25 protein-coding genes are annotated in these 25682 nt (G+C 48.0%); 23 read left to right on the forward strand and 2 right to left on the reverse strand.

Annotated features, from left to right (window positions below):
- Nucleotides 1-14: 14 nt before the first annotated feature.
- The 9 genes from C1712_RS02415 (at nt 15) to C1712_RS02455 (ending at nt 8786) form a co-directional block, all read left to right on the forward strand.
- Nucleotides 15-1808 carry an ABC transporter ATP-binding protein gene (locus C1712_RS02415; protein ID WP_102266476.1) on the forward strand — a complete coding sequence of 598 codons (1794 nt, stop codon included), beginning with the start codon at nt 15-17 and terminating at the stop codon, nt 1806-1808.
- Nucleotides 1793-3640, forward strand: coding sequence for an ABC transporter ATP-binding protein (locus C1712_RS02420; RefSeq protein WP_102266478.1), 1848 nt, complete (start codon nt 1793-1795; stop codon nt 3638-3640). The genes C1712_RS02415 and C1712_RS02420 overlap by 16 nt, the downstream gene beginning before the upstream one ends.
- Before the next feature lie 91 nt (nt 3641-3731).
- A complete protein-coding gene (locus C1712_RS02425) occupies nt 3732-4052 on the forward strand; it encodes a PadR family transcriptional regulator (RefSeq protein WP_102266480.1) in 321 nt (106 codons plus the stop codon).
- Nucleotides 4049-4954, forward strand: a complete 906-nt coding sequence (locus tag C1712_RS02430; protein ID WP_102266482.1) for a DUF1700 domain-containing protein — start codon at nt 4049-4051, stop codon at nt 4952-4954. The genes C1712_RS02425 and C1712_RS02430 overlap by 4 nt, the downstream gene beginning before the upstream one ends.
- 3 nt (nt 4955-4957) lie before the next feature.
- Nucleotides 4958-5383, forward strand: a complete 426-nt coding sequence (locus C1712_RS02435; protein WP_102266484.1) for a hypothetical protein — start codon at nt 4958-4960, stop codon at nt 5381-5383.
- Between the two features lie 272 nt (nt 5384-5655).
- Entirely contained in the window at nt 5656-6147 is a 492-nt protein-coding gene (gene lspA, locus C1712_RS02440) for a signal peptidase II (protein WP_102266486.1), read from the forward strand.
- Nucleotides 6137-7054 carry an RluA family pseudouridine synthase gene (locus C1712_RS02445; RefSeq protein WP_102266488.1) on the forward strand — a complete coding sequence of 306 codons (918 nt, stop codon included), beginning with the start codon at nt 6137-6139 and terminating at the stop codon, nt 7052-7054. Before lspA ends, C1712_RS02445 begins: the two co-directional genes overlap by 11 nt.
- Nucleotides 7055-7056: 2 nt before the next feature.
- Entirely contained in the window at nt 7057-8298 is a 1242-nt protein-coding gene (locus C1712_RS02450; protein WP_178199994.1) for a rhomboid family intramembrane serine protease, read from the forward strand.
- A complete protein-coding gene (locus tag C1712_RS02455; RefSeq protein WP_102266492.1) occupies nt 8298-8786 on the forward strand; it encodes a deoxycytidylate deaminase in 489 nt (162 codons plus the stop codon). Before C1712_RS02450 ends, C1712_RS02455 begins: the two co-directional genes overlap by 1 nt.
- Nucleotides 8787-8857: 71 nt before the next feature.
- Here C1712_RS02455 and rnhC read toward each other — a convergent pair whose 3' ends face one another.
- Nucleotides 8858-9754 carry a ribonuclease HIII gene (rnhC, locus tag C1712_RS02460; RefSeq protein WP_102266493.1) on the reverse strand — a complete coding sequence of 299 codons (897 nt, stop codon included), beginning with the start codon at nt 9752-9754 and terminating at the stop codon, nt 8858-8860.
- A gap of 114 nt (nt 9755-9868) precedes the next feature.
- Between rnhC and C1712_RS02465 the strand changes: the two genes are divergently transcribed.
- From C1712_RS02465 to C1712_RS02505, 9 genes are all read left to right on the forward strand, one after another.
- The gene (locus C1712_RS02465; protein ID WP_102266495.1) at nt 9869-10528 is read left to right on the forward strand and encodes a CvpA family protein; all 660 of its coding nucleotides are present in this window, start codon (nt 9869-9871) and stop codon (nt 10526-10528) included.
- 19 nt (nt 10529-10547) lie between these two features.
- Nucleotides 10548-12845, forward strand: a complete 2298-nt coding sequence (locus tag C1712_RS02470; RefSeq protein ID WP_102266497.1) for an endonuclease MutS2 — start codon at nt 10548-10550, stop codon at nt 12843-12845.
- A gap of 1 nt (nt 12846) precedes the next feature.
- Nucleotides 12847-14631 (forward strand): excinuclease ABC subunit UvrC, encoded by a 1785-nt coding sequence (gene uvrC, locus C1712_RS02475; RefSeq protein WP_102266499.1) that lies wholly within the window; start codon nt 12847-12849, stop codon nt 14629-14631.
- A 29-nt stretch (nt 14632-14660) separates the two neighbouring features.
- Nucleotides 14661-14861, forward strand: coding sequence for a helix-turn-helix domain-containing protein (locus C1712_RS02480; protein WP_146003303.1), 201 nt, complete (start codon nt 14661-14663; stop codon nt 14859-14861).
- 122 nt (nt 14862-14983) lie between these two features.
- Nucleotides 14984-15883 carry an ROK family protein gene (locus C1712_RS02485; RefSeq protein ID WP_102266503.1) on the forward strand — a complete coding sequence of 300 codons (900 nt, stop codon included), beginning with the start codon at nt 14984-14986 and terminating at the stop codon, nt 15881-15883.
- A gap of 10 nt (nt 15884-15893) precedes the next feature.
- A complete protein-coding gene (locus C1712_RS02490; protein WP_102266505.1) occupies nt 15894-16244 on the forward strand; it encodes a molecular chaperone Hsp90 in 351 nt (116 codons plus the stop codon).
- Between the two features lie 163 nt (nt 16245-16407).
- Complete coding sequence (locus C1712_RS02495) at nt 16408-17421, forward strand: M15 family metallopeptidase (RefSeq protein WP_180963046.1); 1014 nt, start codon at nt 16408-16410, stop codon at nt 17419-17421.
- Nucleotides 17411-18172, forward strand: a complete 762-nt coding sequence (murI, locus tag C1712_RS02500; RefSeq protein ID WP_102266509.1) for a glutamate racemase — start codon at nt 17411-17413, stop codon at nt 18170-18172. Before C1712_RS02495 ends, murI begins: the two co-directional genes overlap by 11 nt.
- A 45-nt stretch (nt 18173-18217) precedes the next feature.
- Nucleotides 18218-19174: a GerMN domain-containing protein gene (locus C1712_RS02505; protein ID WP_102266510.1), complete on the forward strand. Its 957-nt coding sequence runs from the start codon at nt 18218-18220 to the stop codon at nt 19172-19174.
- A 61-nt stretch (nt 19175-19235) separates the two neighbouring features.
- Here the strand turns inward: C1712_RS02505 and C1712_RS02510 are convergent, their stop codons facing one another.
- Nucleotides 19236-19700 (reverse strand): metallophosphoesterase family protein, encoded by a 465-nt coding sequence (locus C1712_RS02510; protein WP_102266512.1) that lies wholly within the window; start codon nt 19698-19700, stop codon nt 19236-19238.
- A 214-nt stretch (nt 19701-19914) separates the two neighbouring features.
- Between C1712_RS02510 and C1712_RS02515 the strand changes: the two genes are divergently transcribed.
- From C1712_RS02515 to C1712_RS02535, 5 genes are all read left to right on the forward strand, one after another.
- Nucleotides 19915-20643: a hypothetical protein gene (locus C1712_RS02515; RefSeq protein WP_102266514.1), complete on the forward strand. Its 729-nt coding sequence runs from the start codon at nt 19915-19917 to the stop codon at nt 20641-20643.
- Between the two features lie 58 nt (nt 20644-20701).
- The gene (tig, locus tag C1712_RS02520; RefSeq protein WP_102266517.1) at nt 20702-21982 is read left to right on the forward strand and encodes a trigger factor; all 1281 of its coding nucleotides are present in this window, start codon (nt 20702-20704) and stop codon (nt 21980-21982) included.
- 57 nt (nt 21983-22039) lie between these two features.
- Nucleotides 22040-24358, forward strand: coding sequence for an endopeptidase La (gene lon, locus C1712_RS02525; protein WP_102266519.1), 2319 nt, complete (start codon nt 22040-22042; stop codon nt 24356-24358).
- A 1-nt stretch (nt 24359) separates the two neighbouring features.
- On the forward strand, nt 24360-24953 hold the full coding sequence (yihA, locus tag C1712_RS02530) for a ribosome biogenesis GTP-binding protein YihA/YsxC (protein WP_102266521.1): 594 nt from the start codon (nt 24360-24362) through the stop codon (nt 24951-24953).
- A gap of 71 nt (nt 24954-25024) precedes the next feature.
- On the forward strand, nt 25025-25621 hold the full coding sequence (locus tag C1712_RS02535) for a LysM peptidoglycan-binding domain-containing protein (RefSeq protein ID WP_102266523.1): 597 nt from the start codon (nt 25025-25027) through the stop codon (nt 25619-25621).
- The last annotated feature ends 61 nt before the right edge of the window (nt 25622-25682 follow it).

A 25682-nucleotide genomic window follows, 5' to 3' on the forward strand; every position in this document is an offset into this window, starting at 1 on the left:
GAAGGAGTGAGAAAATGAAAGTCATTGCATTTTTGATGAAGCATGCGCATGGATGCAGGCGCTACCTGCTGCAGGTGTTTGGCAATGTCCTGCTTTATGTGATATGCGGTTTGGTGTATCCGCTCATCATTTCACTGATGATCGATCATGTGATCGGCAATGCGCCGATGGAAAACGGCATGATCGCCGTATTAGGACAGTTGCTCGGCGGAACGGCGTTTTTGAAGGAGCATATGTGGGTCGGTGCGGTTACGATCATTTTGGTAAACGGTCTTTGTGCGCTGGCGATGTTTCGCAGGAGCTATTTAAGCGGGAAGCTGGGAGAGCATTTGGCAAATCGACTGCGTTTGGCGATGTATGATCATTTGCAGAAACTGCCTGATGCTTATCATAAAAGTCATGACAGCGGGGATCTGATTCAGCGCAGCACTTCGGACATTGAACAGATCAGAAGATTTTTAGGCGTACAGATCGCGGAAATGATGAATGCGGTTTTCATGGTACTGTGTGCGGCTTTTATTTTAGGAAACCTGCATCTGCGTTTGATGGGGGTTGCGGTTTCGATCATGCCGCTTTTGATGTTCATCGGCTATGTGTTTTTCACGAAGGCGAAAAAGATCTTTTTAACGGTAGATGAAGCAGAAGGCGCCATGACGACGGTCTTGCAGGAAAACTTGAATGCGACGCGGGTCGTCAAGGCGTTTCATCGGGAGCGCTATGAAATCGAGAAATTCGAGGAAGTCAATGAGAGCTTTCGCAAGAAGCTCTTTGAATTGATGCATGCGCTGGGAATTTATTGGAGCGCGACGGACTTTTTATGTATGGGGCAGATCTTATTGGTAACGGTGGTCGGTATCTTTATGGCGCGTTCGGGCGAGATCACCGTCGGCAATCTGTTTGTCTTTGTCACGTATGAAAGCATGATCGTGTGGCCGATGCGTCAGTTAGGACGGATCTTGGCTGATATGGGCAAGGTCAGCGTGGCGGTCGGACGTTTAAGTGAAGTATTAGATGCGCCGGCTGAGGATCTGGTAAGCGGAGAACGCAATGAGATCCGCGGTGAGATCGTGTTTGATCATGTATCGTTTGCTTATGAGGATGATCAAAACCATGTGCTGCGTGATCTTTCCTTTACCATTCATGCCAAGCAGCGAGTGGCGATCATGGGACCGACGGGAAGCGGTAAATCTTCGCTGGTACAGCTGTTGGTGCGGATGCAGGATTATGAAGGCTCGATCAAGATCGACGGGGTGGAGCTGAGGAATATTGCGAAGGAGTGGATCCGTTCTCAGATTCGGATCGTGCTGCAGGAACCGTTTTTGTTCTCTAAAACGATCGAAGAGAATATCGCTTTGGCAAAGCGAGACGCGTCTTTTGAGGAGATTCGCCATGCGGCGCGTATTGCCAGCATTCATGAGGATATCGAAGGCTTTGATCAGGGCTATGCCACAGCGGTCGGGGAAAAAGGGGTAACGCTGTCGGGGGGACAGAAGCAGCGTATTGCGATTGCCCGCACGATCCTGGATCAGCCTCCGGTGTTGATCTTCGATGATTCTTTGAGTGCATTGGATATGCAGACGGATGCGCGGATCCAGCAGGCGTTACAGGCCTTGAAGGGAGATCTGACGATGATCATGATCACTCATCGGGTGTCTTCGGCGATGCATGCGGATCAGATCATCGTGCTGGAAAACGGCCGTATCGTCCAGTCCGGCACGCATGCAGAGCTGATGAAAGAAGAGGGCTTATATCGCCGCATCGCGATGATCCAAAATGAAGGAGGTGAGGAAGCATGGCAGCAGTCATGAAAGAGCAGACGTTTCATGGACGTTCTTTAGAGGTATCGCTTTGGAAGCGGATCTTGCACCATTTGATGGAGTTTAAGCAAACGATGATCTGGCTGATTTTAGCAAATGTCGTCGTGGCGGCTACCGATGTGGCACTGCCGATGTTTTCTCAGTATGCGATCAATGAACTGGTGCTCAATCAGGGAAATGACGATCAGATCGTCTGGTTTGCTTTAGCTTATTTGATCACTGTGGCAGTACAATGTCTCAGCATTTATCTGTTTTTCAGACTGGCGGCTTATTTGGAAGCGTCGTTTGGTAAGCGTTTGCGGGAAAAGGCGTTTACGAAGTTACAGGTATTGTCGTTTTCGTATTTTGATAAGACGAGCAACGGCTGGCTGATGGCGCGGGTCAGCGGTGATATCAGCCGTTTGGCAGAGATCTTGTCATGGTCGCTGATCGATATCGGTTGGGGGCTCATGGTCATGATCGGCGTAAGCATCGTCATGCTTTCTTATAACTGGAAGCTGGCATGCTGTATCTTTGTGGTCGTGCCGGTACTGGCTTATGCGAGCTATTATTTTCAAAATAAGATCTTGAAAGCGCACCGGGAAACGCGTGTGATCAATTCACAGCTGACCGCCTCGTTTGTGGAAGGGATCAACGGGGTCAAAACGACAAAGACTTTGGGATTAGAGAAGGATAATTTTGCGGAGTTTGCGAAGCTGAGTGAAAAAATGCGTGAGAAATCGGTTTATGCGACGCGGATCAACGCAATGTTTCAGCCGGTGGTCTATCTGCTTTCAGCAGTGGCGATCGCTTTGTTGTTACAGATCGGCGGACAGCAGGTGCTGTTAGAAACGATCCAGTTCGGTACGTTGGCGATGTTTATTCAGTACACCGGCACCTTCTTTGATCCGTTAAAGGGCATTGCGCGGGTCATGGCAGAGCTGCAGATGGCACAGGCGAGCGCGGAACGGGTCTTATCACTGCTGGAGGAAACGCCAAGTGTCGTCGATTCTGCGGAAGTGATCGCGAAATATGGCACGATCTTAGAAACGCCTAAGCAGGATGTGAAGCTGATGGGCAATGTACGCTTTGATCATGTATCGTTTCACTATCTGCAAGAGGAATCGGTACTGGAAGATTTTTCACTGGATGTAAAGGCGGGGGAAATGGTGGCGCTCGTCGGAGAGACCGGCAGCGGGAAAAGCACGATCGTGAATCTTTTGTGCCGTTTCTATGAACCGATCAGCGGGCAGATCTTGATCGACGGCGTGGATTATCGAAAGCGTTCACTGGGCTGGCTGCATGAAAATATCGGCTATGTACTGCAGACGCCGACGCTGTTTTCCGGTACGGTCAAGGAAAATATCCGCTATGGCAAACTGGATGCAAGCGATGAGGAGATCATCGCCGTGGCGAAACTGGTCAATGCCCATGAATTTATCATGCGTATGGAACATGGCTATGATACGCTGATCGGTCAAGGCGGCAATCGTTTATCGACCGGTGAAAAGCAGCTGCTTTCTTTTGCCCGAGCGATCCTGCATGATCCGGCGATCATGATCTTGGATGAGGCGACTTCTTCCATTGATACGCAGAGCGAGAAGATGATTCAAAAGGCGATCGAGGAATTATTGAAGGGCAGAACGAGCTTTGTGGTAGCCCATCGTTTATCCACGATCGTACATGCTGATCAGATCATCGTCATGAAGCACGGAAAAGTTTTGGAAAAAGGAACCCATCAGACGCTTATGCGCCAAAAAGGCTATTACTATGAACTCTATACGAGTCAGTTCATGAAAGAGGAGCAGCAGCGTAAGCTGAGCGAACTTCATATGCATTCCTAAGAGGCAAACTGCCTCTTTTTTCTATTCTATATCATTTACTACTTGACAATACATAATACTGAATGTAATATAATAGCAAGAGGTGAGTGCGGTGAACATTCAGATGAAAAAAGGGGTGCTGGAGCTGATCGTGCTGCTGGAAACGGAAAAACGGGATATGTATGGATATGAACTCGTATCATCGGTCTCTAAAGTCATTGATGTCAATGAAGGTACGATCTATCCTTTATTGAAGCGGCTTACCAATGAACATTACTTTGACACGTATTTGTCTGAGTCAAGCGAAGGACCGCCGCGCAAATATTACCATTTGACCGAGACAGGGAAGCGCTATGCGAAAGAACTGCTAAAGGACTGGCTGGCTTTTTCCAAACAGGTGGATTTGTTTATCAAGGAGTGTGAAAAAGGATGAAGAAGGATGCATTTATTGCGAAATTAAGAGAAGGACTGCGAATGATCCGTGAAGAGGAACGCGAAGATGTGATCGCTGAATATGTAACGCATATCGATCTGAAGATGGCAGAGGGGAAAAGCGAGGAAGAAGCGATTGCGGATTTCGGGGATCTTGACGCCTTGATCGATGAGATCTTAGACGCTTATAAAATCGATGTCAAACAGGCGAAAAAAGAAAGCAAGGAACAGCGTTTCAATGAGGAACTGAACCGTTTTTTCGATGAATGCAAGCAGTTCATCATGCGTTTTACCAGTCTGGATATCGATAATGTGGTAAGGCTCGTATTTGAATTTTTTATTGTGCTGCTGATCATCTGGCTGCTGAAGATCCCGGTAGAACTGATCGCATCGCTTGGGGATTCGCTGTTATCGGATATTTTGAATTTTTCCTCGACCGGCGATCTTTTAGGGAGTCTGTGGTATGGACTGGTCAATGCATTCTATGTCGTGGCAGCGCTGTTGGCAATCGTTCATATCATGCGCAGCCGGCTGCTTTATTACCGCGCGCATGAGGGGAGTGAAAGCGTCATCGACGATGTAAAGGACGTATTCCATTTTGAGCGCAGCAAGCCAAGCCGCAGTGAAGAGGTGGATAAGCGGGAATTCGCACATCCTTACAGTGATGCGCCCTATCCCAAAAAAGCGAGCACGATCGTCGCAATTTTAGTGAAATTATTATTGTTTATCGTCGCATTGCCGTTTTTCTTCGCCCTGATCGCACTTTGCTTTACCAGCGGAGTATTGATGTTTATGGCGATGGAAGGTGTGATCCTGCCGGGGATCTGGCTGCTGGTGATCGGCGGTATCGTGATGTGCGCGGCTGTGATCGGTGCGCTCATGCACGTGGTGAAGGGGGTATAAAGAATGAAAAAGTATTTAGTGGCATTTGTGATCGGTACGATCCTGGTCGGCGTAGGCATTGCGATGATGGTCTACGACCTGAAAGACTTTCGCTTCATTGAAACAGATGACTACCGCCGTCTCAGCTATGTCAATGCTTATACGTACCGCAATGATCATCAGTTAGATATCGATGATCATATCAAGGTCAGATATGTGCAAAATGATGCGCTTGCCGATAATGAAATACGGATCTATGCACCGGTCAGCATGCGGGTAAAGGAAAAGGGGAATGAACTGGAAATCGACTATGATGGCTTTGATTTTCACGATTTTCAGCGCTTTTATGATCCGTTGTTAAGCAATTTGAAAAATAAGGTGTGGTATTATTCGGATGATTATGACCAACATACGGTCGTGATCGAATATAAAGGCAGTATGGTGCGATAGGCAAATGTTTTTGAAAATACTTTCACAATATTTGAAAAAATATTCAGAAAAAGTATTGAAAAAATAAATAGGTATGTTATAATGAACGCATCCAATGGATCAGATATTTAAGAATAACCGATTGTTCATTGGCCTCCTTGTTAATTAATCTCCTATATTCTTAAATGTCAGAATAAACGTCTAAATGACGTTTTTTTCTTGCGGCTGGCATAGGATATGGTGGTTGTGTTATAATAGGGAACATAGAAATAAAGGAAGTAGATGGATAAGATATGAAACGATGGCATTTTGGGTTATTGGCGGCAGTGATCGGCCTTGATCAACTTACGAAATTTGCGGTGGAGGCAAACTTGGATCTATATGAGAGCATTCCGGTGATCGACCGCTTTTTTTCCATTACCTATACGCGCAATACCGGAGCGGCATGGAGCCTGCTTGAAGGGAAGATGCTGTTCTTTTATGGGATCGCGGTCGTGGCGCTGATCGCGATGGGCTGCTTTTATAAACAATGCAGGGAAAAGGATCATCTGACCCGCATCGGTCTGGTGCTGATGATGGCGGGCACGATCGGTAATCTGATCGATCGGCTGGCTTGGCAATATGTACGTGATTTTTTGGATTTTGTGATTTTCGGCTATGATTTTCCGGTATTTAATGTAGCGGATATGGCGCTTTGCATCGGCGTCTTGTTGATCTTGATCGAGATCGGCCGAGAAGAATTGGAAAAACGGGGCATGATAGGGGTGAAGCGAAATGGAGCATAAGCAAATCATCGCAAAAGATGTGGATACAGGCCTGCGCTTAGATAAATATTTGACAGAACAGCTGGTGCCATTTTCCCGCTCCCGCATTCAAATGCTGTTTGCGAAGGGAGCGATCACGGTAAATGGAAAGCTGGGGAAAGCGAATTATAAAGTGAAAAACGATGATGTGATCGAAGTGATGATCGAGGAAGAGCAGGAGGCAAATGCACAGCCGGAAGCGATGGATCTGAATATCGTTTATGAAGATGAAGATGTCATCGTCATCAATAAACCAAAGGGAATGGTGGTGCATCCTTCACCTGGGAATGAAGCGCATACGCTGGTAAACGGCTTGCTTTATCACTGCAAGGATCTTTCGGGGATCAACGGGGTGCTGCGTCCGGGGATCGTGCATCGCATCGACAAGGATACAAGCGGTTTGCTGGTGGCTGCCAAAAATGACCGCGCACATCAGCTATTGGCGGAACAGTTAAAAGATAAAACGATGAACCGGCGCTATTATGCGCTGGTGCACGGCGTCATGCCGCATGATCATGGCACGATCGACGCGCCGATCGGCCGTGATGAGAAGGATCGTCAAAAAATGGCCGTAACGGCGCATAACAGCAAACCGGCGATCACGCATTTTCAGGTAATCGAGCGCTTTGCGCAGCATACGCTGTTGGAATGCCGCTTAGAGACCGGCAGAACGCATCAGATCCGCGTTCATCTGCAATATATCAAGTTTCCGATCGTCGGCGATCCGAAATACGGAAGAAGAAAAACAGAGGTGTCGGGTGGACAGCTGCTGCATGCGCATCAACTGACCTTTGTGCATCCGACAAGTCAGGCTTCCATGACCTTTGAAGCGCCGCTTCCGCCGCAGTTTGCATCGGTGCTTGATGAGCTGAGAAAGAGAGAAGGATAATGATGGAAATCAAACAACAAGAAGTATATGTGATGCAGCTGGTGCGTTATTTTATCGAACAGCAGGATTATCAGATGGTCATCGTACAAAACAGCAAAAACGATATTTGGCTGGCAAATGTCGATCAGCCGCAGTATCCGATCATTCGTTTATGTGCGGAAAGCGAAGGACAGCAGTTCTTTGATCGGGATTATATCAAAGAGGTGTACGAACGCATCTGTGAACAGTTACAGATCGCCAAGCCGCTGTTAATGATCCAAACATCGCCATTGGCGGAAACGATCCAGTGGGAACAGGCGGAGGTCGTTTCGATCCTGCCGAATGCGCAGGTGCCTTCTAAGATCGCGCAGGTCTTTCATGGTATCGAGCAGGTGGTTCATTCGGTAAACAATGCTGATCAGGAAATCAAAACGATCGGCAAGCGGATCCGCGATGTGCAGTTAGAAAGACAGAAACAGCTGCTGCGCTCGCTGAGACAGCCGCCTCGGGCATTTTGGATCATAATGGCGCTGTCGCTGCTTCTGTTTGCGCTTACTACCTATGTGTCGCTTTCCGGTAGTGATATCTATCAGGGGGTGTTGTTAGGCGGTGCTTATTATAAGCCCAGCATGATGGCAGCTTATGAATACTGGCGTTTTTTTACCGCACCGTTTGCGCATTATTCCTTGTTTCAGCTGCTGATCGATCTTTATGTATTGTATTTATTGGCAAAATCGGTCGATACGTTTTATCCGCATAAGCTGTTTTTGATCTTTATGATCGCTTCTTTATGCGGCTATGGCGTTTCTTATATCGGTGTTGACAATGAACTGGCATTTGGCATGGTACCGGGACTTTTGGGGATCTGGGGCGCGTACAGCGTGGCGATCTTTGCGAAGAAGATGATGCGGATCCCGCCGATCAAAAGCGCTTATATTCGCTCGGTACTGGTCATTGCGATCTTATTGCTGGCGCCGGGCATCAGTTACCTCGGGGTCTTGGCAGGCTTTACGGCAGGTGTGCTTTGCGGCATTGTCTTAAGCGATGAAGCGATCTGTAAACAGCTGCGTCCCCATGTGCTCATTGCGGCGGCGATCTTAGCGGGCGGGCTTTGCTGGTATCAGGTAAACCGCAATCAGATGATCAGCAATCGCAGTGAAACATTAGACAGTAAGCTCATCAAGGCTTATGAAAACATCGGCCTGCATGATTATGCGAAATGGGTCGAAGGACAGATAAATACATTTTATGAGGAGGGCAAATAATGAAACGGACAGATGTATTGACTTGGGATGAATATTTTATGGGACTGGCGCATCTAAGCGCGCTGCGTTCTAAAGATCCTTCCACACAGGTCGGAGCGGCAATCGTCAATGATCAGCACAAGGTTGTCAGCATCGGCTATAACGGCTTTCCCAATGGATGCAGCGATGATGAATATCCATGGGAGCGGGAAGGGGCGGTCAATGAAACCAAATACCCGTTTGTCGTTCATGCGGAATTAAACGCGATCTTAAACAGTTCGCGCGATCTGCATGGATGCAGCATTTATGTATCGCTGTTTCCATGCAATGAATGTGCGAAGGCGATCATTCAAAGCGGTATCAAACGCGTCGTATACGAATGTGATAAATATGCGGATACTGACAGCGTCATCGCCAGCAAGCGCATGCTGAGATCAGCCGGCGTAGAACTGGTGCAGCTGCCGGAGCGTATTTATTTAAGCGTTCATAAGGAAGCAAACACAAAATAAAAGGCTGCAGCCGCAAGTGATCCTATCAGTGTGATCATCCTTGCGGTTACAGCCTCTTTTTTTAACAAATCTCAAAGAAAAGGTTTCCGTGTTTCACTTGGCAGAGCGTTTTGGATATTGCGAAAATGCAGCTTGGCGACATGATGCAGCTCATTGACGCCGTGTGTTTTAAGAAATTGCAGGATCGCCAGATCGACCGTTTTCCCGGCACCTTTGGGAAAAGTGAAATCATAGCGTGCTTCCATATCCGCCATCGTCATTAAAAACGCATAGCGGGCAATGATGCTCGCACAGGCAACACCCAGATACTTATCTTCGGCCTTGGTCGCAAAGCAGATGTCGCGCACCACTTCCTTTTCTCCCTGTAAATAGCGAAAATAAGCGCTTGGCGGGGCGAACTGATCCAAATAGATCGTCGGCAGCGCATGCAGTTTATCACGCAGATGCAGATAAGCCTGATTATGCAGCTTTGCTTTGATCGCATTGAGATGGCTGTGCTTATGCACTTCATTGTATTTATCATTGTTCAAGATCAACAAGGAATGCGGCAGCCGCTTTCTCAGCAACGGTGCGATCTGTTTGATCTGTTCATCTTTCAATGATTTAGAATCCTGCACCTGCAGCTCTTTCAAAAAGTCGATATCTGCTTCTTCGACATATACGGCACAAACGCACACCGGTCCGAAGACGTCGCCGGTGCCGACTTCATCGCTGCCGATATGAGGATAACATATCTGCTTAGCGGCAGGATTCATCGTTTTCGATGTTTGATAAGGCGCGGCATGAAACGTGCTGCCCGCTCCCTGAAACACCACTTTTCCGGAGGTATAGGCGGTAATGGTGCAGTCGCTCAGCTTCACTTGATAATGCGCATAAGGCGGTGTTTTCGCGGCAAGATAACTTTGATAATGTGCCTTGAGCGATTGGATCTGTGCGGGATTCAGTTTTACGGTGATCGTTTCATTCATGCGTGCGCTCCTTTATTTCGTTTGTCCTATTCTATCATAAATAAAACGGAATGGAAACGTGTAAAGTTGCAATAATCCGCAAAATACTATATCATAAACAAAGGTGATGAAAAAATGTTATTTCCGATTGCATATGTGAAATTATTAGATATCGGCGTGATCGCACTGCTGCTTTTGTGCCTTTACAGCGGTTTTCGCCAAGGTTTTTTACTGAAGGTGCTGGATTGCTTCGGGATCGTCGTATCCGCGCTTTTGGCTTGGGGATTCGCACGTTTGCTTTCTTTTATCCAGATTTATCCGAAAGCGTTTGTGCCGTTTGCGGATCTGGCGCTGGGCGATGCGCTGGCTTCTTTGTTAAATGAGATCAGCTGGTTTGTCGTATGTTTTATTCTGCTGAATATCGTGATCCGTTTGCTTCACCCGCTTTTTTCCTTTGTGCGTCATGTGCCGATCTTAGCCGGGGTGAATCGTTTGCTCGGTGTGCTGTTTGGCTTTGTGCAGGGAACTGCCTTTTTGGTGATCTTTGCGGTCGTCTTTCAAACTCCGTTTTTCGCCAATGGCTCGCTGGTCGTAGAACGCAGTTATCTGCGTCCGTTTGCGGCGATCGCCGATAATCTGACGACCTTGCAGAAAGAGGAAATCGATGCGCTGCGTTCTTTGCAGAAGATCATGACGCCAAGCACGCAGCTAAAGGAAGCTGATAAAGAGGCGATTCGCGCATGGCTAAACGAACATGACATTAACGAGCAGGATGTAATGGATTTATTTGTTTAAGCGATCAGGAGGTGATAAGATGGATGAACACACCTTGGAATTAGATCAAATCAAAGAAGAAATCAAGCGCTATTGTGCTTTTTCCCTTGGCAAAGCCCGCATCGACGCCTTGACTCCATGCTTTCAAAAGCTGTATGTTGAAACGCAGCTCAAGCGCAGCAATGATGCGTTAAGCTTGCTTTATCGCTACGGTACGATTCCTTTTGCCGGTATCAGCGATATCACGCCTTATGTGGAAGCAGCCGGCAAAGATGCGACCTTGGGTGCATATGAGCTATATGAGATTGCCAGACAGGGACATGCGGTACGCGCAGCCTTTGCTTATCGCAAGGCGGCGGTCGATGGGGAAAGTGTTTTTGAGTTGATCGATGCGTTGATCGAAGTGCTGCCGTTAAGCAGACAGATCGAGGCTTGTATCAACCGCAACTATGAAGTGATGGATCAGGCGAGCAGTGAATTGGCACGGCTGCGGCGCAAGCTGAGCAGCATGCAGGGAGAGATCGCGGCAACCGCCCAGCGCTATATCGCCAAACATGCGGCTTCGCTGACCGATACGATCACGGCGATCCGTGGGGATCGTATCTGCGTATTGGCAAAAGTCAGTGAAAAAAATCATTTGTCAGGTCTGGTGCATGGCGAAAGCGCTTCTCATCAAAGCGTCTATCTGGAACCGCAGTGTTTATTGGAACTCAATAACCGTTTAAGTGAAATCAGGCAGCAGGAACAAGAGGAAGTAAACCGCATTCTTTATGCTTTGTCGCAGCAGGTAAAAACAAACCGTGACGCCCTCTTGGCCAATCTGGATACGTTTGCGCATCTGGATGAGCTGTTTGCGAAGGCATGGTGGGCAAAGGAGCATGACGGGGTCATCGCAGCGCTGAGTGAAACGGCGCATCTGTATTTCAAGAATGCGCGGCATCCGCTGATCGATCAAAAAAAGGTCGTGGCGAACACTTATGAAATCAAAGCGCCGCACCATGCGCTGTTGATCACCGGAAGCAATACCGGTGGAAAGACAGTCACCTTAAAAACGATCGGTCTGTTTGTGGCGATGAGCTATTGTGGGATCGCGGTACCCTGCGATGAGGCGATCATACCGATGTTCGATGCGATCTATGCGGACATCGGCGATCATCAATCGATCGCGGAAAGTCTTTCCACTTTTTCCGCGCATATCAAGCGACTGGCACAGATCTGTGAGGATGCAACCGTTCATTCCCTCGTCTTATTAGATGAGTTAGGAAGCGGCACCGATCCGAAAGAAGGAGAAGCGCTGGCGGTTGCGATCTTGGAGCATTTACGAAAGCGCAATGCCATGATCGTGGCAACCACGCACTATTCCAATGTCAAGGTCTATGGAAAAAACTGCAATGACATCCTGCTTGCTTCCGTTGCCTTCGATATGGATACGATGCAGCCGACCTATCGCTATATGGAAGGCGTAAGCGGCACTTCTAATGCTTTTGCGATCGCCGGTCGCTATGCGCTGAATGAAGCAATCATCAAGCGGGCGCAGTATTTTAAGGATGCGCATCGCAGCAAGGAAGAAATGCTTTTGGAAACGATCGAGCAGCAACAATTGGACTTGCTTTTAGAAAAAGAGAAACTGATGAAGCAAGAGCAGGCGCTTTTGCATAAACAGGAAGAGCTGGAAGCGTGGAAGCAGCAGCTGGAAGCAAGAGGGAAAGCGCAGGAAGCGCGTGAACAGCGTGCTTTTGACGATCTGTTAGAGGATGCAAAGGCGCAGATGGACGCGATCATCGAACAGGCCAAGCAGGCGGATGAAAGCAAACCGCACCGCTATCATGAATTGAAAAGGCAGCTTGCCCAGATGGAATCAGCGCCTGATGAGGCGCATCATGACGATGTCTCCTTTGCGCTCGGCGATTATGTCAAGCTGGTAGAACTCGGGTATCACGGTGAGATCATCTCCATGCAAAAGGACAGGGTGTGTGTGCTTTGCAATGGCATGAAGCTGAATACGACGACTGCCAAAATCACACACATGCAAAAGCCGAAAAGCGCCAAAGCCAAAAATGTGCATACCAAAGGACTTTCCAAACCGCTGCCGCTTGCCTGTAACGTCATCGGCTGCTATGTCGATGAAGCGCTGCCGATCATTGATAAATACTTGGATAATGCGATCTTGGCGCACCGCAATCAAGTGCGGATCATTCACGGATCCGGTACCGGTGCTCTGCGCAAGGGCGTGCACGCTTATTTGAAGCGGCATCCGAAAGTCAGCGAATTTCGTCTCGGGCAGGAGGGCGAAGGCGGTTTAGGCGCGACGATCGTTACCCTGAAAGGAAAGAAATAAGATGGCGAACATGGAAAAGATCGCCGATAAACTGGCGATCCTGCCGGCACAGCCGGGCTGTTATCTGATGAAGGATGAAGCCGGCACGATCATTTATGTCGGCAAAGCGAAAAAACTGAAAAACCGCGTCAGACAGTATTTTGTCGGCGCACATGACTTTAAGACGACCCGGCTGGTAGCCAATATCGATGACTTCGAGTTTATCGTAACCGGCAGTGAGAAAGAAGCGCTGCTGCTGGAAATCAATCTCATAAAAAAATATACCCCGCAGTACAATATCATGTTCATGGATGATAAAACGTATCCATACCTGAAATTAACGAAAGGGAAAGCGCCGATGTTAAAGGTCGTCCGCAATCTTTCAGATAAAAATGCGGAGTATTTCGGACCGTTTCCGGAAAGTCATAAAGCTTATCAGACGATGCAGCTGCTCAATCGCCTGTACCCTTTGCGCAAATGTGCGACACTGCCTAAAAAGCCATGTCTGTACTATCATTTACAACAATGCCTCGCCCCGTGCATCCAAACGATCGATGATACGATCTATCAGAAGATGATCGCAGATATCCGTAAGTTTTTGAAGGGCGATGTAAAAGAGATCATCGACCGTCTCCAAAAGGAAATGGAGGAAGCGGTGACCGATCTGGCATTTGAAAAGGCGCAGGAGAAAAAAGAACTCATTGATTCGATCCTGCATGTAACCAGCGCCCAGCAGATCGATTTCAAAGACCGCAAGGATCGTGATGCCTTTCATTACTATGTGGATAAAGGCTATATCTCAATACAGGGCTTTCTGGTGAGAGATGGCAAGATCCAAGGGCGCATCCATATGATGAAGCCGCTGTATGATGAAGCAGAGGATGTGTTTTTATCCTTTGTATCTCAGTATTACGCTTCTCATCCTTTGCCTTCACAGGTGCTCTTGCCGCCGCAGCTTGATGTGGAAGCGTTAAACGAAGTGTTGGAAAAGCGCATCTATCAGCCGCTGCGCGGGGATAAGCGCAAGCTGTTAGATATGGTGGAACAAAATGCCAAGACGGCGCATGCGCAGAAGTTTGAGCTTTCAAAACGCAAAAGCGATGAGAAAGAAGCGGCGTTAAAACAGTTGGATGAGATCATGGGGAAAAAGATACGGCGCATCGAACTGTTTGACAACAGTCATATTTCCGGATCATTCAATGTTTCGGGCATGGTGGTCTATGTCGATGGGGAACCGAGCAAAAAAGATTATCGCCTGTTTAAGCTGCAAGGCTATCGCAGCGACCTGGATTCGATGAAGGAAGCGATCTATCGCCGTTATTTCCGCGTACTGAAAGAGGGCGGCAACTTTGCGGATCTTTTGATCGTGGACGGCGGCTATTTGCAGATCGAAGCGGCAAAGGAGATCCTCGATGCTTTGGAAGTACCGATTTTATTATATGGCTTGGTTAAGGATGACCGTCATTCTACAAATGCCCTGATGGATCGAAACGGCACGCGCATTCCCATTGCCAAGGATAGTCCGCTTTTCTTCTTATTGACGCGGATGCAGGATGAAGTGCACCGTTTTGCGATCTCTTATCATCGCAAGGTGCGCGGCAAAGCGATGACCCGTTCCATCTTAGATGAGGTGGAAGGGATCGGCGAAGTGCGCAAGAAGGCGCTGTTCAAGCGATTCCACTCTTTGAAAGGATTAAAACAGGCCAGCATCGAGCAGTTGCAGGAGGTTTTACCGGAAAAAGTTGCCAAAAATGTATATGAAGTGCTGCAACACCCAGAGCGAAACGAGGACGCCTGCATAGAATAGCGTGTCATACAGGCAAAGGGGGAAAGCACTTGCGTATCTTAACACAGCGTGAAAAACAGGTGTTTGATCTGCTGATCAGCAATTACAGCACGAAAGAAATCGCGGCGATGCTGGGCATCAGCGACAAAACCGTACGGAATCATATATCAAATGTCATGTTGAAGCTAGGCGTAAAAGGCCGGGCGCAGGCGGTCGTGGAGCTGCTGCGGCTGCATGAGATCCATATTTAAGCAAAGAGGTCTGTATCGTAATCGGTATAGACTTTTCTTCTGGAATCAAGCGAAGTTGCGGCGGCCTATGGAAAGGGCTTTCAAAATGTGGTAGAATGAAAGCATGGAAACAGGAGGTTGTTATGAAAACATATATTGGTGTTGATTTAGGCGGTACAAATGTACGTGTGGCACGGGTCGATGCGGATGGCAATGTGCTGGAAGTGCTGAAAGATGCGACAGAGGCGCAGAAAGGGCCCAAACAGATCCTAGATAAGATCGAGCATATGATCCGTTCTTTACAGGATCATGAAAAATGCGAGGGCATCGGCTTGGGGATCCCGGGACCGATCGATACAAAAGCGGGAAAGATCATCGTATCGAATAATTTGCCGGATCTGGTCGGTTATCCGATTGCGGATCATTTTAAGGAGATCTTTCATAAACCGGTGTTTATGGATAATGATGTCAATGTGGCAGGACTGGGAGAAGCGATACAGGGAGCCGGCAAAGGCGTAGAATTTGTTTACTATCTCACCGTATCGACAGGAGTAGGCGGTGCGCCGGTATTTCAGGGCAAGGTCATTGCGGGCGCACATGGCCATGCCGGAGAAGTAGGCAATCTGATCCTCGATCCAAATCGCACGGCGCGAAACGGTTTGAATCCGGGTGCGGTGGAAAATGAGATGAGCGGTCCGGCGTTGATGCGGAAAGCCAAAGAAGTGCTTGGGGTAGAGATCGCCCATGCCGGCGAATTGTTTGATCTGGCAAAGAACGGCAATGAACAGGCGGCTTTGCTCTGTGATCGCTTTGTAGAAGATTTTTCTCAACTGCTCAGCAGCATCGCTTTGACCTGCAATCCCGATCTGTTTGTGTTAGGCGGCGGGGTGATGCAGTCATCGGATGCTTTCTTAAAGCAGGTGGAAGCACGTTTTCAGGAAAAAGTATTCCCGGGCATGCGGGGAACACGCTTTGTAAAAGCGGCGTTAGCAGAGCCGGGACTTGTCGGGGCGGCGATGCTGCCGATGGCACAGTTGCGATAAGGAGGAGCATATGAACAAAGAAGTAAGAGAATTTGTCGTAGAACAGACGAAAGCGCTGATCACAGCGCCTACGTGCTGCAAGGAATTAAAGGAGACTGCACAGAAATGGCTGACGTCTTTGGATCAGCCGAACGAAGCGGAAATGACAAAGCGATATGAGGAAGAACTGGAAGCGGATCTCGTTACGGTCGATGATCTGATCGCTTTGGCAAATTCGGATCTAGGCAAGCAGATCTTTGGAGAAAAAGCGGCGCAGGTGGCGGCGCATGGCGAAAAGATCAAGGCGGCGGGTGCAAGATACTGCGATTGTCCTGCCTGCAAAGCGGTAGAAGCGATCTTAGCGACGCGCAAAAGCTGGTAATACAAGCAAGTGAAGCAAAAGCCTGCTTCACTTTTCTTTTTTGAGGAAGTATCCATCATTGCTTTTGAGTGTGCATGCAGGTGATCGCACGCATGCGCGCGGGGTTCGCCTTTTATTTCCATTTATCTTTCTTTATGCTATAATGGGAAACGAGGTGTGTGTCATGAAAGTAAAAAGGAATTTGTTTCTTGCGTCGCTTTGTGTCTTATTTCTGGTGTGCTACTATATCATGAACCAGACTTATGACGAATTGGCGCGCTATCCATATGCGACCGAAGAAAACCATGATCTGATCCTGCATTATCTGGATGAGAAGGATATTGATTTTTTGTTGGCGCAGAATGTGAAGCCGGAACAGTTTTTGCCTTATGTGGAGTGCGCAGGCTTTCAGCTGGAACATACGCTTTGGTATGACAAAGCGATGCAGCTGCAGCCGGCAGACGCTTCCTATATCGTGCAGTTTATCGAAACTTGGAAGAACGAATTTACATTTCATGAAATGGACACACTGCTAAGCGCCTATCTTTATGCGGATCTGGCGGTTTATTTTGAAAACGGCGATCCGTTTGTGGAACATGCTTCACTGATGGTCGATCCCAGTGATCTGCTCAGCGATCTGCATGCGGAAACCAGTGTCTATACCTATGTGCCTGCAGATCTTGTCGCTTTGAAAGAGCTGCCGCATGTGAATGTGAACAGCACCGATAAGGAAGTGTATGTGCGCGAGGCGATGGTAAAACCGCTGGAAGCATTAAGTGAAGCGATGAGCGAGGCCAGCGGGGTCTTGAATTATGATCTGATCATCGTCAGCGGCTATGTTTCATATGAAGAACAAAAACAGCTTTATCAAAACGCACTGCTGCAATACGGGGCGGATCAGTTTTTACAATATGAAGATTATCCCGGACACAGTGAAAAACAGCTTGGCTATACGGTTCGCTTTGCGATCGCCGGGGTATCTGATTTACAGACGATAACAGAGAGCGAACAAGCGAAATGGCTGCGGGAGCACGCTTATGAATATGGCTTTATCGTCCGTTATCCAAGCGGCAAGGAAGCGATCACGCAGAAGCAGGCACAGCCGCTCACGCTTCGTTATGTCGGTGAGGAAGCGGCGAAAGAGATGCGGGACCATGACTGGACATGGGAGGAGTGGGTAAAACGAAATGAGCAGTAAAATCGGTATGATCGATTCGGGAATGGGCGGCCTGCTGGTGCTGAAGGCATGTGTTGAGGCACATCCTGAATGTGATTTTGTATTTGTTGGCGATCAGCTGCATGCACCTTATGGCGAGCATGACGCGGAAAAGATCTTTCATTATGTAACGGTCATCATGGAGTATTTTGCTTCTTTGCATATTTATGACATCATCATCGGCTGCAATACGATCTGTGCCAACATTCTGCCGCAGCTGCGGGCACGTTTTAGTCGGTTTCGTTTTTTTGAAATCATCGATCCGACGGTAGCACAGCTTCCACGCGGCGTGCATCGCCACTTAGCCGTTTTATCGACAGAGGCAACGGCAAAGACCCATGCATATAAAAACGCGATCCAACACTTTGATCCCGCGATTGCGGTGCAGGAGATCGCCTGTCCTGAATTTGTGCCGCTCATTGAAGGAAATGCCAGTGCCGCGCGTTTGACGCAGGCCGTAAAAAAGCGCTTAAAGGGCGTGACCTGCGATGGGGTCGTGCTGGCGTGTACGCACTATCCTTATCTGCGGGAGGCGATTGCGGCGTGTCTGCATGTACCGATCTATGATTCCAACCAAGCGATCGTAAATCGTTATCCGTGGCCGGTATCTCACAAGCAGGAGAAAGGGAGCGTGACGATCTATTCCACACTCGATGGAGAACAGATGGAGAAGCAGATTGCGAGCTTATTGAAGCAAGACTGGAAAGTCAAGACGCTGATCTTGGACTTCTAGTCTTTTTTTAACAGCTTGCGCATATAGTGAGGTGAGGTGGAAGTGATGAGAAAACAACAGGCACTGGGCATACTGGCGGCAGCGGCGTTATTGGCAGGCGGGTTCTTCTTTATCAATCGGCAGGAAACAAAAGAAACCTTGCGGGTCAATTCCACATCCAGCTGTATGATGCAGATGTACGCGCTGGATGAACAGGATACGCTGATTCCATTAAGCATTCCCTGTGAAGAAAAAGATCATATGAAAAAGCGCCTGCAACAGCTCGTAGCCAAAATGAGCAAAAAGCAGGGAGAAGGTCTGTTGCCGGTATTTGCGAAAGATACGAAGCTTGAAGATGCGGTATTGGTCGATCAAACCTTGACGCTGCAGTTCAATGAAGCATTCTTAAATTATGAAAAGGAGCATGAGCTGCGCGTTTTAGAGGCGATAGCGTGGCTTGGCACACAGTTTGAGGGGGTGGCACAGGTACAGATCGCAATAGGAGATGACACATTGCAAACGATGCCTAACGGAACCCCGATCCCTGCCGTCTTGAACCGCAAGATCGGCATCAATAACTTTCTGACATCGACAAGCGCACTGCATGACAGTGATGCGATGACCGTCTTTTATACGAAGGAAGTCATGGATAAAACTTTCTATGTGCCAAAAACCAAGCGGGTATCCGCAAATCTATCCGATGTCGATGCCTATATCGATGCGATCTTGGCAGATGTGAGCGTAAACAGCTCTCTAAAGCAGCCGCTTGCTCAGGAAAAAGTCAAAACGACAGCGGCCAGCGTCATGCGGGAAAACGTCTTGCAGGTGCATTTGGACAACCGCATCCTCGCAGAAGATCAGACCGCGAAAAAGCAGGCCTATGAAACCTTGATCCTGTCGCTTTGCATGTTAGATCACGTCGAACAGGTACAGGTACTGGTAGATGATGTGGCGGTGACGCTGCATGGCATGAATGATCGATCCTGTTCGGCCGCAGAACTCATTTATAATGAAATCGAATAAAAAAAAGATCAGTGTGAAAGCATTGGCGAAAGTAGGTCAAAAGCTTTCCGACCGATCTTTTTTAACGTTCACGAAAGACAAATGTGACATCGACAATGTCCTCTTGCAGCGTTACGATCGCATAAGAGGGGGCACGCTGATCCCGGGAACGCCATAAAGAACCGGGATTGATCAAATGTACGCCGTCAATGACATCGTGTGCCGCGACATGCGTATGGCCGTAGAAGAAAATGCGGCAGTCCTGTTCTCTGGCATAGTTTGCCATATGGCGCAGACGATTGCCGTAAGGAAACTGATGACCGTGCATCATCAAGATGCGCTGTCCCATCAAAGTGAGGATCCGCTGTTTGGGATAGTCATAGAAAAGGTCATTGTTTCCCTGCACCGTGATCAGGTTCGGATATAAGTCTTCATCAGCGTCGATATCACCGCAGTGCAGATAAGCGTCGGCATCAGGATGCGCGTGGATGACCTGATCGATCTTATCATGGAAGCCGTGGCTGTCGCTCATAACGATTAGTTTCATTTTTATCACCGCTATCATCATAACAAAAAAGCGGTTATTTGCCAAGGTGAGAAAAGCAAGCCGTCAAGAAACACCGTATGAATGCGCGGCAATTATGGGAAAGTTGTCAAAAGCGACGTTTTTTCAGCTGTTTTGATGAGAAAAAGGTAACCGACAATTGCACTGACAAGTAAAGTGTGCTATTATAAAAAAGCTTTTAGAAAAGGTGAATGCCATGGATTATTATGAGGAAATCGCAGCGCAGGCTAAGGCGTTGATGGACGCAGGCGACTTTGATGCAGCTTTTGCACTGCTGGATGTAGAGCTGAAGATGCCCTATATTCCCAAGCAGCAGGAGGAAGTGCTGGTAGCCTACTACAATCGCTGCCGCATGGAGCGAAACGCACAAAAACCGATCAGAAGAGCAAGCCTCGATCAGTTGGAGGATCTGTTGAACGGTTCGCTGGACGAGCAGTTTCAGGCAGTGGAATTGTTGAGAGGCGCCAATGTACGGATGCACATGGAAGTGCTGCGGGATGCCTTATGCAGGGAAAAACTGCATTATTTGGTGCGCGCTTATCTGGTTGAGATCTTGATCTCTCAGCAGCTCCACGAAGAGATCACGATGGTGCATGAGGGACTGGAAGTAACCTTCATTCCGGCTTTTGTGGAAGCGCCGATGGAAAGCGATGGCGCACTCATGGTAATCGAGCAGCTAAAAGAGTGGCTGGAAAACGAAGATCCAAGTTTTCTGGCGATGTGTGTAGAAGCGTTTATCAAAGAGGCTTACTTACAGCTCCCGTTCAATATCGAGGAAACGGAAGCGTTTGAAATAGCCTTGGCGATCGTCGCTTATGTCTATCGGGCATATGATGATCACGCAGGCTTTGAAGCATTTTGTGAGACACATCGGATTTTATCAAAGGGATCGTATGCGTTATTATTAGATAAGCATGAGATTTGAAAAAATAGCATGATCTTATATAATAAGAGGTAGCAGTGTTGAAGTGGGAGGTATAACAATGAGTTCAACATGGGAATTGAAGGAAAAATCAAAAGGTGAATTGAAGGTCGCATTGAGCGGTGAAGAATGGCAGAAAGCGTGTGACAAGGCATTCAAAAAAGTAGCGAAGAATGTAAATATCCCGGGCTTTCGCAAAGGCAGCGCACCGGCGGCGATCGTAAAGAAACACGTTTCTAAACAGTCGGTATGGATGGAAGCGATCGATGCAACCGCAACAGCATTGCTGGTAGATGGCGTGAAGGAACATGAACTGGATCTGATCGCTCGTCCGGAAATGAACATCGATGATGTGAATGAAGACGGCTACAAGCTGACCTTCTTCGTGACCGTGCGTCCGGAGGTAACACTTGGTGATTACAAGGGACTGGACATTAAGAAAAAACGGGTCAGTGTCAGCGCCAAGGAAGTCGATGAAGAAGTAAATGCTTTGCAGAAACGCTATGCAGAGCTGGTCGTAAAAGAAGGCGATGACGCAGTGGTCGAAAACGGCGATACTGCGGAAATCGATTTTGAAGGCTTTAAGGACGGCATTCCGTTCGATGGCGGAAAGGCGGAGAAATTCCCGCTGGAAATCGGATCAGGACAGTTTATTCCGGGCTTTGAAGAACAGTTGGTAGGCATGAAGGCAGAAGAAAGCAAGGAAATCCAGGTAACTTTCCCGGAAAACTATCATGCTGAAGAATTGGCGGGTGCGCCGGTTACATTCAAGGTAACCGTTCATGAGATCAAGGCGAAAGAGCTGCCGGAAATCAATGACGATCTGATCAAGGAAGCCAATATCAAAGACGTGGAAACGGTAGAAGCATACCGTGAATACGCAAAGAAAAATCTGAGCGAACAAAAGAAAAGAAATGCGGAAAACGAATATAACAACGCGATCTTAAGCAAACTATGTGAGGTATGCCCAGTCGAGATCCCGCAGGTGATGATCGATGATGAGGTGGAATATCTGTACCGTGATTTCGCAAGCAGAATCCAGTCACAGGGATTCACGATCGATCAGTTTAAGGCGATGACCGGTCAAAGCGAAGAATCGATCCGGGAAGAGCTGGCTAAGGATGCGGCTTCTAAAGTAAATATCCGTTTGGTATTGGAAGCGATCGCGAAAGCGGAAAAGATCGAAGCGAGCGAAGCCGAATGCGATGAAGAGATCAAACGTATTGCGGGTCTGTATGGCATGGATGAAAAGGTCGTACGGGAGCGCATCGGTGATCAGGTAAAATATGATGTTTGCAACCGCAAAGCTCTGGATCTGGTAAAAGAATCAGCCGGAAAGTAACAAGGAAAAGACGCTGATGCGTCTTTTTTCAACACAAGCACAGGAAGGAGTGTTTTTATGGAAGAGATGAAAAGCGAAGTCCTGCGTCCACTTGTCTGCACAAGGGGCATCATTGTCTTTCCTTCACAGGAAGTCATCATTGATGTCGGAAGAAGCAAGAGCATCAAAGCAGTGGAGGAAGCACAGGAGCATTTTGAAGGCAAGGTGATCCTGAGTGCGCAAAAAGATGTAACGGTCGATGATCCAAACGATCAGCAGATGTTCCATGTCGGCACGTTATGCAATATCGTGCATATTCGCCGGATGGATGGCTATATTCGGGTCAAATTCAGAGGATTGAAGCGCGTGGCGCTACATTCGATCCTCGATGAAAATACGATGCTGAGCGCGCATGTTTCAATCATTGAAGATGTGAAGCAAGATGAAAAAGAAGAAATCGCTTTGGTAAGAAAAATTGCCAAGCAGTTAGAGGAATTAGATGTTTTGGGCCAGCATTTGCCTAAGGAAGTGATCAATGAACTGGCAAACGGCGTATCTGCCGGTCAGCTTTCCGATCAGATCGCGCAGATCTTGCCGATTTCTTTGGATCAGCGGCAGCGGCTGTTAGAAACCGCGGCGATCAACGATCGTTTGTTAATGATCTTGGAAGAGATGGAAAGTGAAAAAGAACTTTCGGCAATCGAAGAGCGGATCAATGAAAAGGTCAAGACGCGCATCGAGGACAGCCAGAAGGAATACTATCTGCGTGAAAAGATGCGGGCGATCAAGGAAGAACTGGGGGATGTGCCGGAGCATGACAGCGATGTAGACGCCATGCGTAAAATGATCGAGGAAAATCCTTATCCCCAGCATATCAAAGAAAAAGCGAAGGAAGAATTGCAGCGTTATGAACTGCTGCCGGCCGCAAGCGGTGAGTCCGGTGTGATCAAAAGCTACTTAGACTGGCTGTTAAAGCTGCCTTGGTGGCAGAAATCACAGGATAATGAGAATTTAAGCGAAGCCGCATCGATCTTAGATGAAGATCATTACGGTCTGGAAAAGGTAAAGGAGCGGATCTTGGAATATCTGGCAGTGAAGCAGATGACCAATTCGCTGCGGGCGCCGATCCTATGTTTGGTAGGGCCGCCGGGCGTCGGGAAAACATCGCTTTCCAAGTCGGTGGCGCGGGCCTTAGGAAGAGCGTTTGTCAAGATCTCTTTGGGCGGTGTAAAAGATGAAAGTGAGATTCGCGGCCATCGTAGAACCTATTTAGGCGCTCTGCCGGGAAGATTCATTCAGGGAATGAAAAAAGCGGGAACGATCAATCCGGTCTTTCTGATCGATGAGATCGATAAAATGGCAAGCGACTATAAGGGCGATCCGGCCAGCGCGATGCTAGAGGTGCTGGATCCGGAACAAAATGCGCTGTTCTCAGATCATTATCTGGAGGAACCGTATGATCTCTCTAATGTGCTTTTTATCGCAACGGCGAATTATTTGGAAAATATTCCAAACGCTTTGCGTGATCGCTTGGAGATCATTGAGCTGTCTTCTTATACGGAATTGGAAAAATGCAATATCGCGATGAAGCATCTTGTACCGAAGCAGTTAAAGGAAAACGGTTTGAAAGCATCGCAGATGAAGATCGATGAAGAGATGATCCTATATCTGATCCGCTACTATACAAGAGAAAGCGGTGTGCGTCAGTTAGAACGGGTCATTGCAACGCTTTGTCGAAAAAGTGTATTGCTCATCTTAAAGGAAGGAAAACGCAGTGTCAAGATCAGCAAGAAGCTCATTCAAAGCTGGCTGGGCCATGAGAAATTCGAATATGGCAAACGGGAATTAAAAGATCAGGTCGGTACCGTTACCGGACTTGCCTACACTTCCTTTGGCGGCGATGTGCTTCAGATCGAAGTGAATTATTTTGAAGGCAGCGGCAAGCTGGTGCTGACAGGTCAGCTGGGCGATGTCATGAAGGAGAGTGCGACCATCGCTTACGACTATGTAAAAGCGAATGCCAAGCAGTTCCAGATCCCGTCCACGCTGTTTGAAAAGCATGATGTGCATATCCATGTGCCGGATGGCGCTGTGCCAAAAGATGGACCTAGCGCCGGTATTACCCTCACTACCGCTTTGGTTTCGGCGTTAAGCAATCGGGCAGTCAGTGCGGATCTGGCAATGACCGGTGAGGTAACGCTGCGCGGCAATGTCCTGCCGATCGGCGGCTTAAAGGAAAAATCAATGGCGGCGCATCGCTGTGGGATCAGTACCATCATCATTCCGAAAGCGAATATGAAGGACATGGATGAGATTCCGGAAACGGTGAAAAAGAGCGTGAAGTTCATTCCGGTCGAGCATGTCAGTCAGGTGCTGCACACCGCTTTAGGGAAGTAGGATGCAGATACAGGAAGCGGAACTGCTCATTTCTGCACCGGGAAAAGAGCAGTGGCCGGATACGCCTTACCCGGAAATCGTATTGGCAGGGCGCAGCAATGTCGGGAAAAGCTCGCTGATCAATGCGCTGTGCGGACGTAAAAAGCTGGCTTATGTCGGCAATACGCCCGGCAAGACCAGATTGTTGAATTTCTTTCTGCTGAATCGCAAGCTGGTATTTGTCGATGTCCCGGGATATGGCTATGCCAATATCTCTAAACAGCAGCTGCTTCGCTTCGGCGAAATGATGGAAGATTACTTTCATGAGCGCAAACAGAAAAAAGCGCTGCTGCTCATAGTGGACGGCCGTCATAAACCGACTGACGATGATGTAACGATGCTGGAATTTGCCCGCTATTTTGAACTGCCGATCATCATTGCGGCAACCAAGATGGACAAAGTGAAAGCGTCGCAGCGTCAAAAGCAGCTAAAGCTGATCAGTGAAACGCTTGCTTTAAGCGAAGAGGATCATTTGATCCCGTGTTCTTCCGCTAATAAGGAAGGGATGGACCGCTTATGGGAAGTGATCCTGCATTATGCACAGATCGAGGTGTGAAAACACCTCTTTTTTTATTGAAAGGCATAGCAAAGAAAGCTTCTTCATATGTTACTATAGGAGGAATACAGATGAGAACAATGAAAATAGAGAAGCTTTTAGAGATGGATGAGCCCGTATTGGCCGTTCATCAGCTGAAAGTAGAAGAAGATTTACGCTATGAAAGACAAAGTGATGGGATCCATGCGTCAGGTCCGGTTTACATCAGCGGCAGTTGGAGTGCGGAAAGCGGCACCTATCCGATCTCGGAAGTGCTGGAGTTTGACGTTCTGGCGCCGCAGGAAAAGCTGTCAGGTGAAGCGTTTCATCTCGATGTGATCAGTGTCAAAAGCGAGATCTTGCATGATCAGATCGTAATTGAGATCGCCTTTGCGGTAAGCGGTTTGATCGAGGAGGAGAAGAACGCGCCGGCCTTGTGTGAAGAAAGCGAGCAGGAGGAAGCAAAAACAGAGAAGCAGGATGAAGCGGAAATGATCGATGTAAGTGAATCATTCGAGGATCTGCTTGAGGACGATAATTCGACGCTCACAACCTATCGCTTTGTCGTAGCACGAAAGAATGATACGTATGCGGCGATCGCGCAGCGCTATGCAGTGGCGGAAGCAGATCTGCGGGAAGTCAATCATCATAAGGAAATTCCCTATAAGACGCTGGTGCTGCTTCCTTAAATAAATGAAAACGGTTGATAGGTCTGACTTTGACCGTTTTTTTGTATATATATTTCAAAAG

Origin of the sequence: Massilicoli timonensis, from assembly GCF_900199515.1 — a bacterium.
GTDB classification, from domain to species: domain Bacteria; phylum Bacillota_I; class Bacilli_A; order Erysipelotrichales; family Erysipelotrichaceae; genus Massilicoli; species Massilicoli timonensis.

Coding starts and splice junctions, on each gene's coding strand:
- C1712_RS02415 (WP_102266476.1), top strand. CDS start 15: ATGAAAGTCATTGCATTTTTGATGAAGCATGCGCATGGATGCAGGCGC.
- C1712_RS02420 (WP_102266478.1), top strand. CDS start 1,793: ATGGCAGCAGTCATGAAAGAGCAGACGTTTCATGGACGTTCTTTAGAG.
- C1712_RS02430 (WP_102266482.1), top strand. CDS start 4,049: ATGAAGAAGGATGCATTTATTGCGAAATTAAGAGAAGGACTGCGAATG.
- C1712_RS02435 (WP_102266484.1), top strand. CDS start 4,958: ATGAAAAAGTATTTAGTGGCATTTGTGATCGGTACGATCCTGGTCGGC.
- lspA (WP_102266486.1), top strand. CDS start 5,656: ATGAAACGATGGCATTTTGGGTTATTGGCGGCAGTGATCGGCCTTGAT.
- C1712_RS02445 (WP_102266488.1), top strand. CDS start 6,137: ATGGAGCATAAGCAAATCATCGCAAAAGATGTGGATACAGGCCTGCGC.
- C1712_RS02450 (WP_178199994.1), top strand. CDS start 7,057: ATGGAAATCAAACAACAAGAAGTATATGTGATGCAGCTGGTGCGTTAT.
- C1712_RS02455 (WP_102266492.1), top strand. CDS start 8,298: ATGAAACGGACAGATGTATTGACTTGGGATGAATATTTTATGGGACTG.
- rnhC (WP_102266493.1), bottom strand. CDS start 9,754: ATGAATGAAACGATCACCGTAAAACTGAATCCCGCACAGATCCAATCG.
- C1712_RS02465 (WP_102266495.1), top strand. CDS start 9,869: ATGTTATTTCCGATTGCATATGTGAAATTATTAGATATCGGCGTGATC.
- C1712_RS02470 (WP_102266497.1), top strand. CDS start 10,548: ATGGATGAACACACCTTGGAATTAGATCAAATCAAAGAAGAAATCAAG.
- uvrC (WP_102266499.1), top strand. CDS start 12,847: ATGGCGAACATGGAAAAGATCGCCGATAAACTGGCGATCCTGCCGGCA.
- C1712_RS02485 (WP_102266503.1), top strand. CDS start 14,984: ATGAAAACATATATTGGTGTTGATTTAGGCGGTACAAATGTACGTGTG.
- C1712_RS02490 (WP_102266505.1), top strand. CDS start 15,894: ATGAACAAAGAAGTAAGAGAATTTGTCGTAGAACAGACGAAAGCGCTG.
- C1712_RS02495 (WP_180963046.1), top strand. CDS start 16,408: ATGAAAGTAAAAAGGAATTTGTTTCTTGCGTCGCTTTGTGTCTTATTT.
- murI (WP_102266509.1), top strand. CDS start 17,411: ATGAGCAGTAAAATCGGTATGATCGATTCGGGAATGGGCGGCCTGCTG.
- C1712_RS02505 (WP_102266510.1), top strand. CDS start 18,218: ATGAGAAAACAACAGGCACTGGGCATACTGGCGGCAGCGGCGTTATTG.
- C1712_RS02510 (WP_102266512.1), bottom strand. CDS start 19,700: ATGAAACTAATCGTTATGAGCGACAGCCACGGCTTCCATGATAAGATC.
- C1712_RS02515 (WP_102266514.1), top strand. CDS start 19,915: ATGGATTATTATGAGGAAATCGCAGCGCAGGCTAAGGCGTTGATGGAC.
- tig (WP_102266517.1), top strand. CDS start 20,702: ATGAGTTCAACATGGGAATTGAAGGAAAAATCAAAAGGTGAATTGAAG.
- lon (WP_102266519.1), top strand. CDS start 22,040: ATGGAAGAGATGAAAAGCGAAGTCCTGCGTCCACTTGTCTGCACAAGG.
- yihA (WP_102266521.1), top strand. CDS start 24,360: ATGCAGATACAGGAAGCGGAACTGCTCATTTCTGCACCGGGAAAAGAG.
- C1712_RS02535 (WP_102266523.1), top strand. CDS start 25,025: ATGAGAACAATGAAAATAGAGAAGCTTTTAGAGATGGATGAGCCCGTA.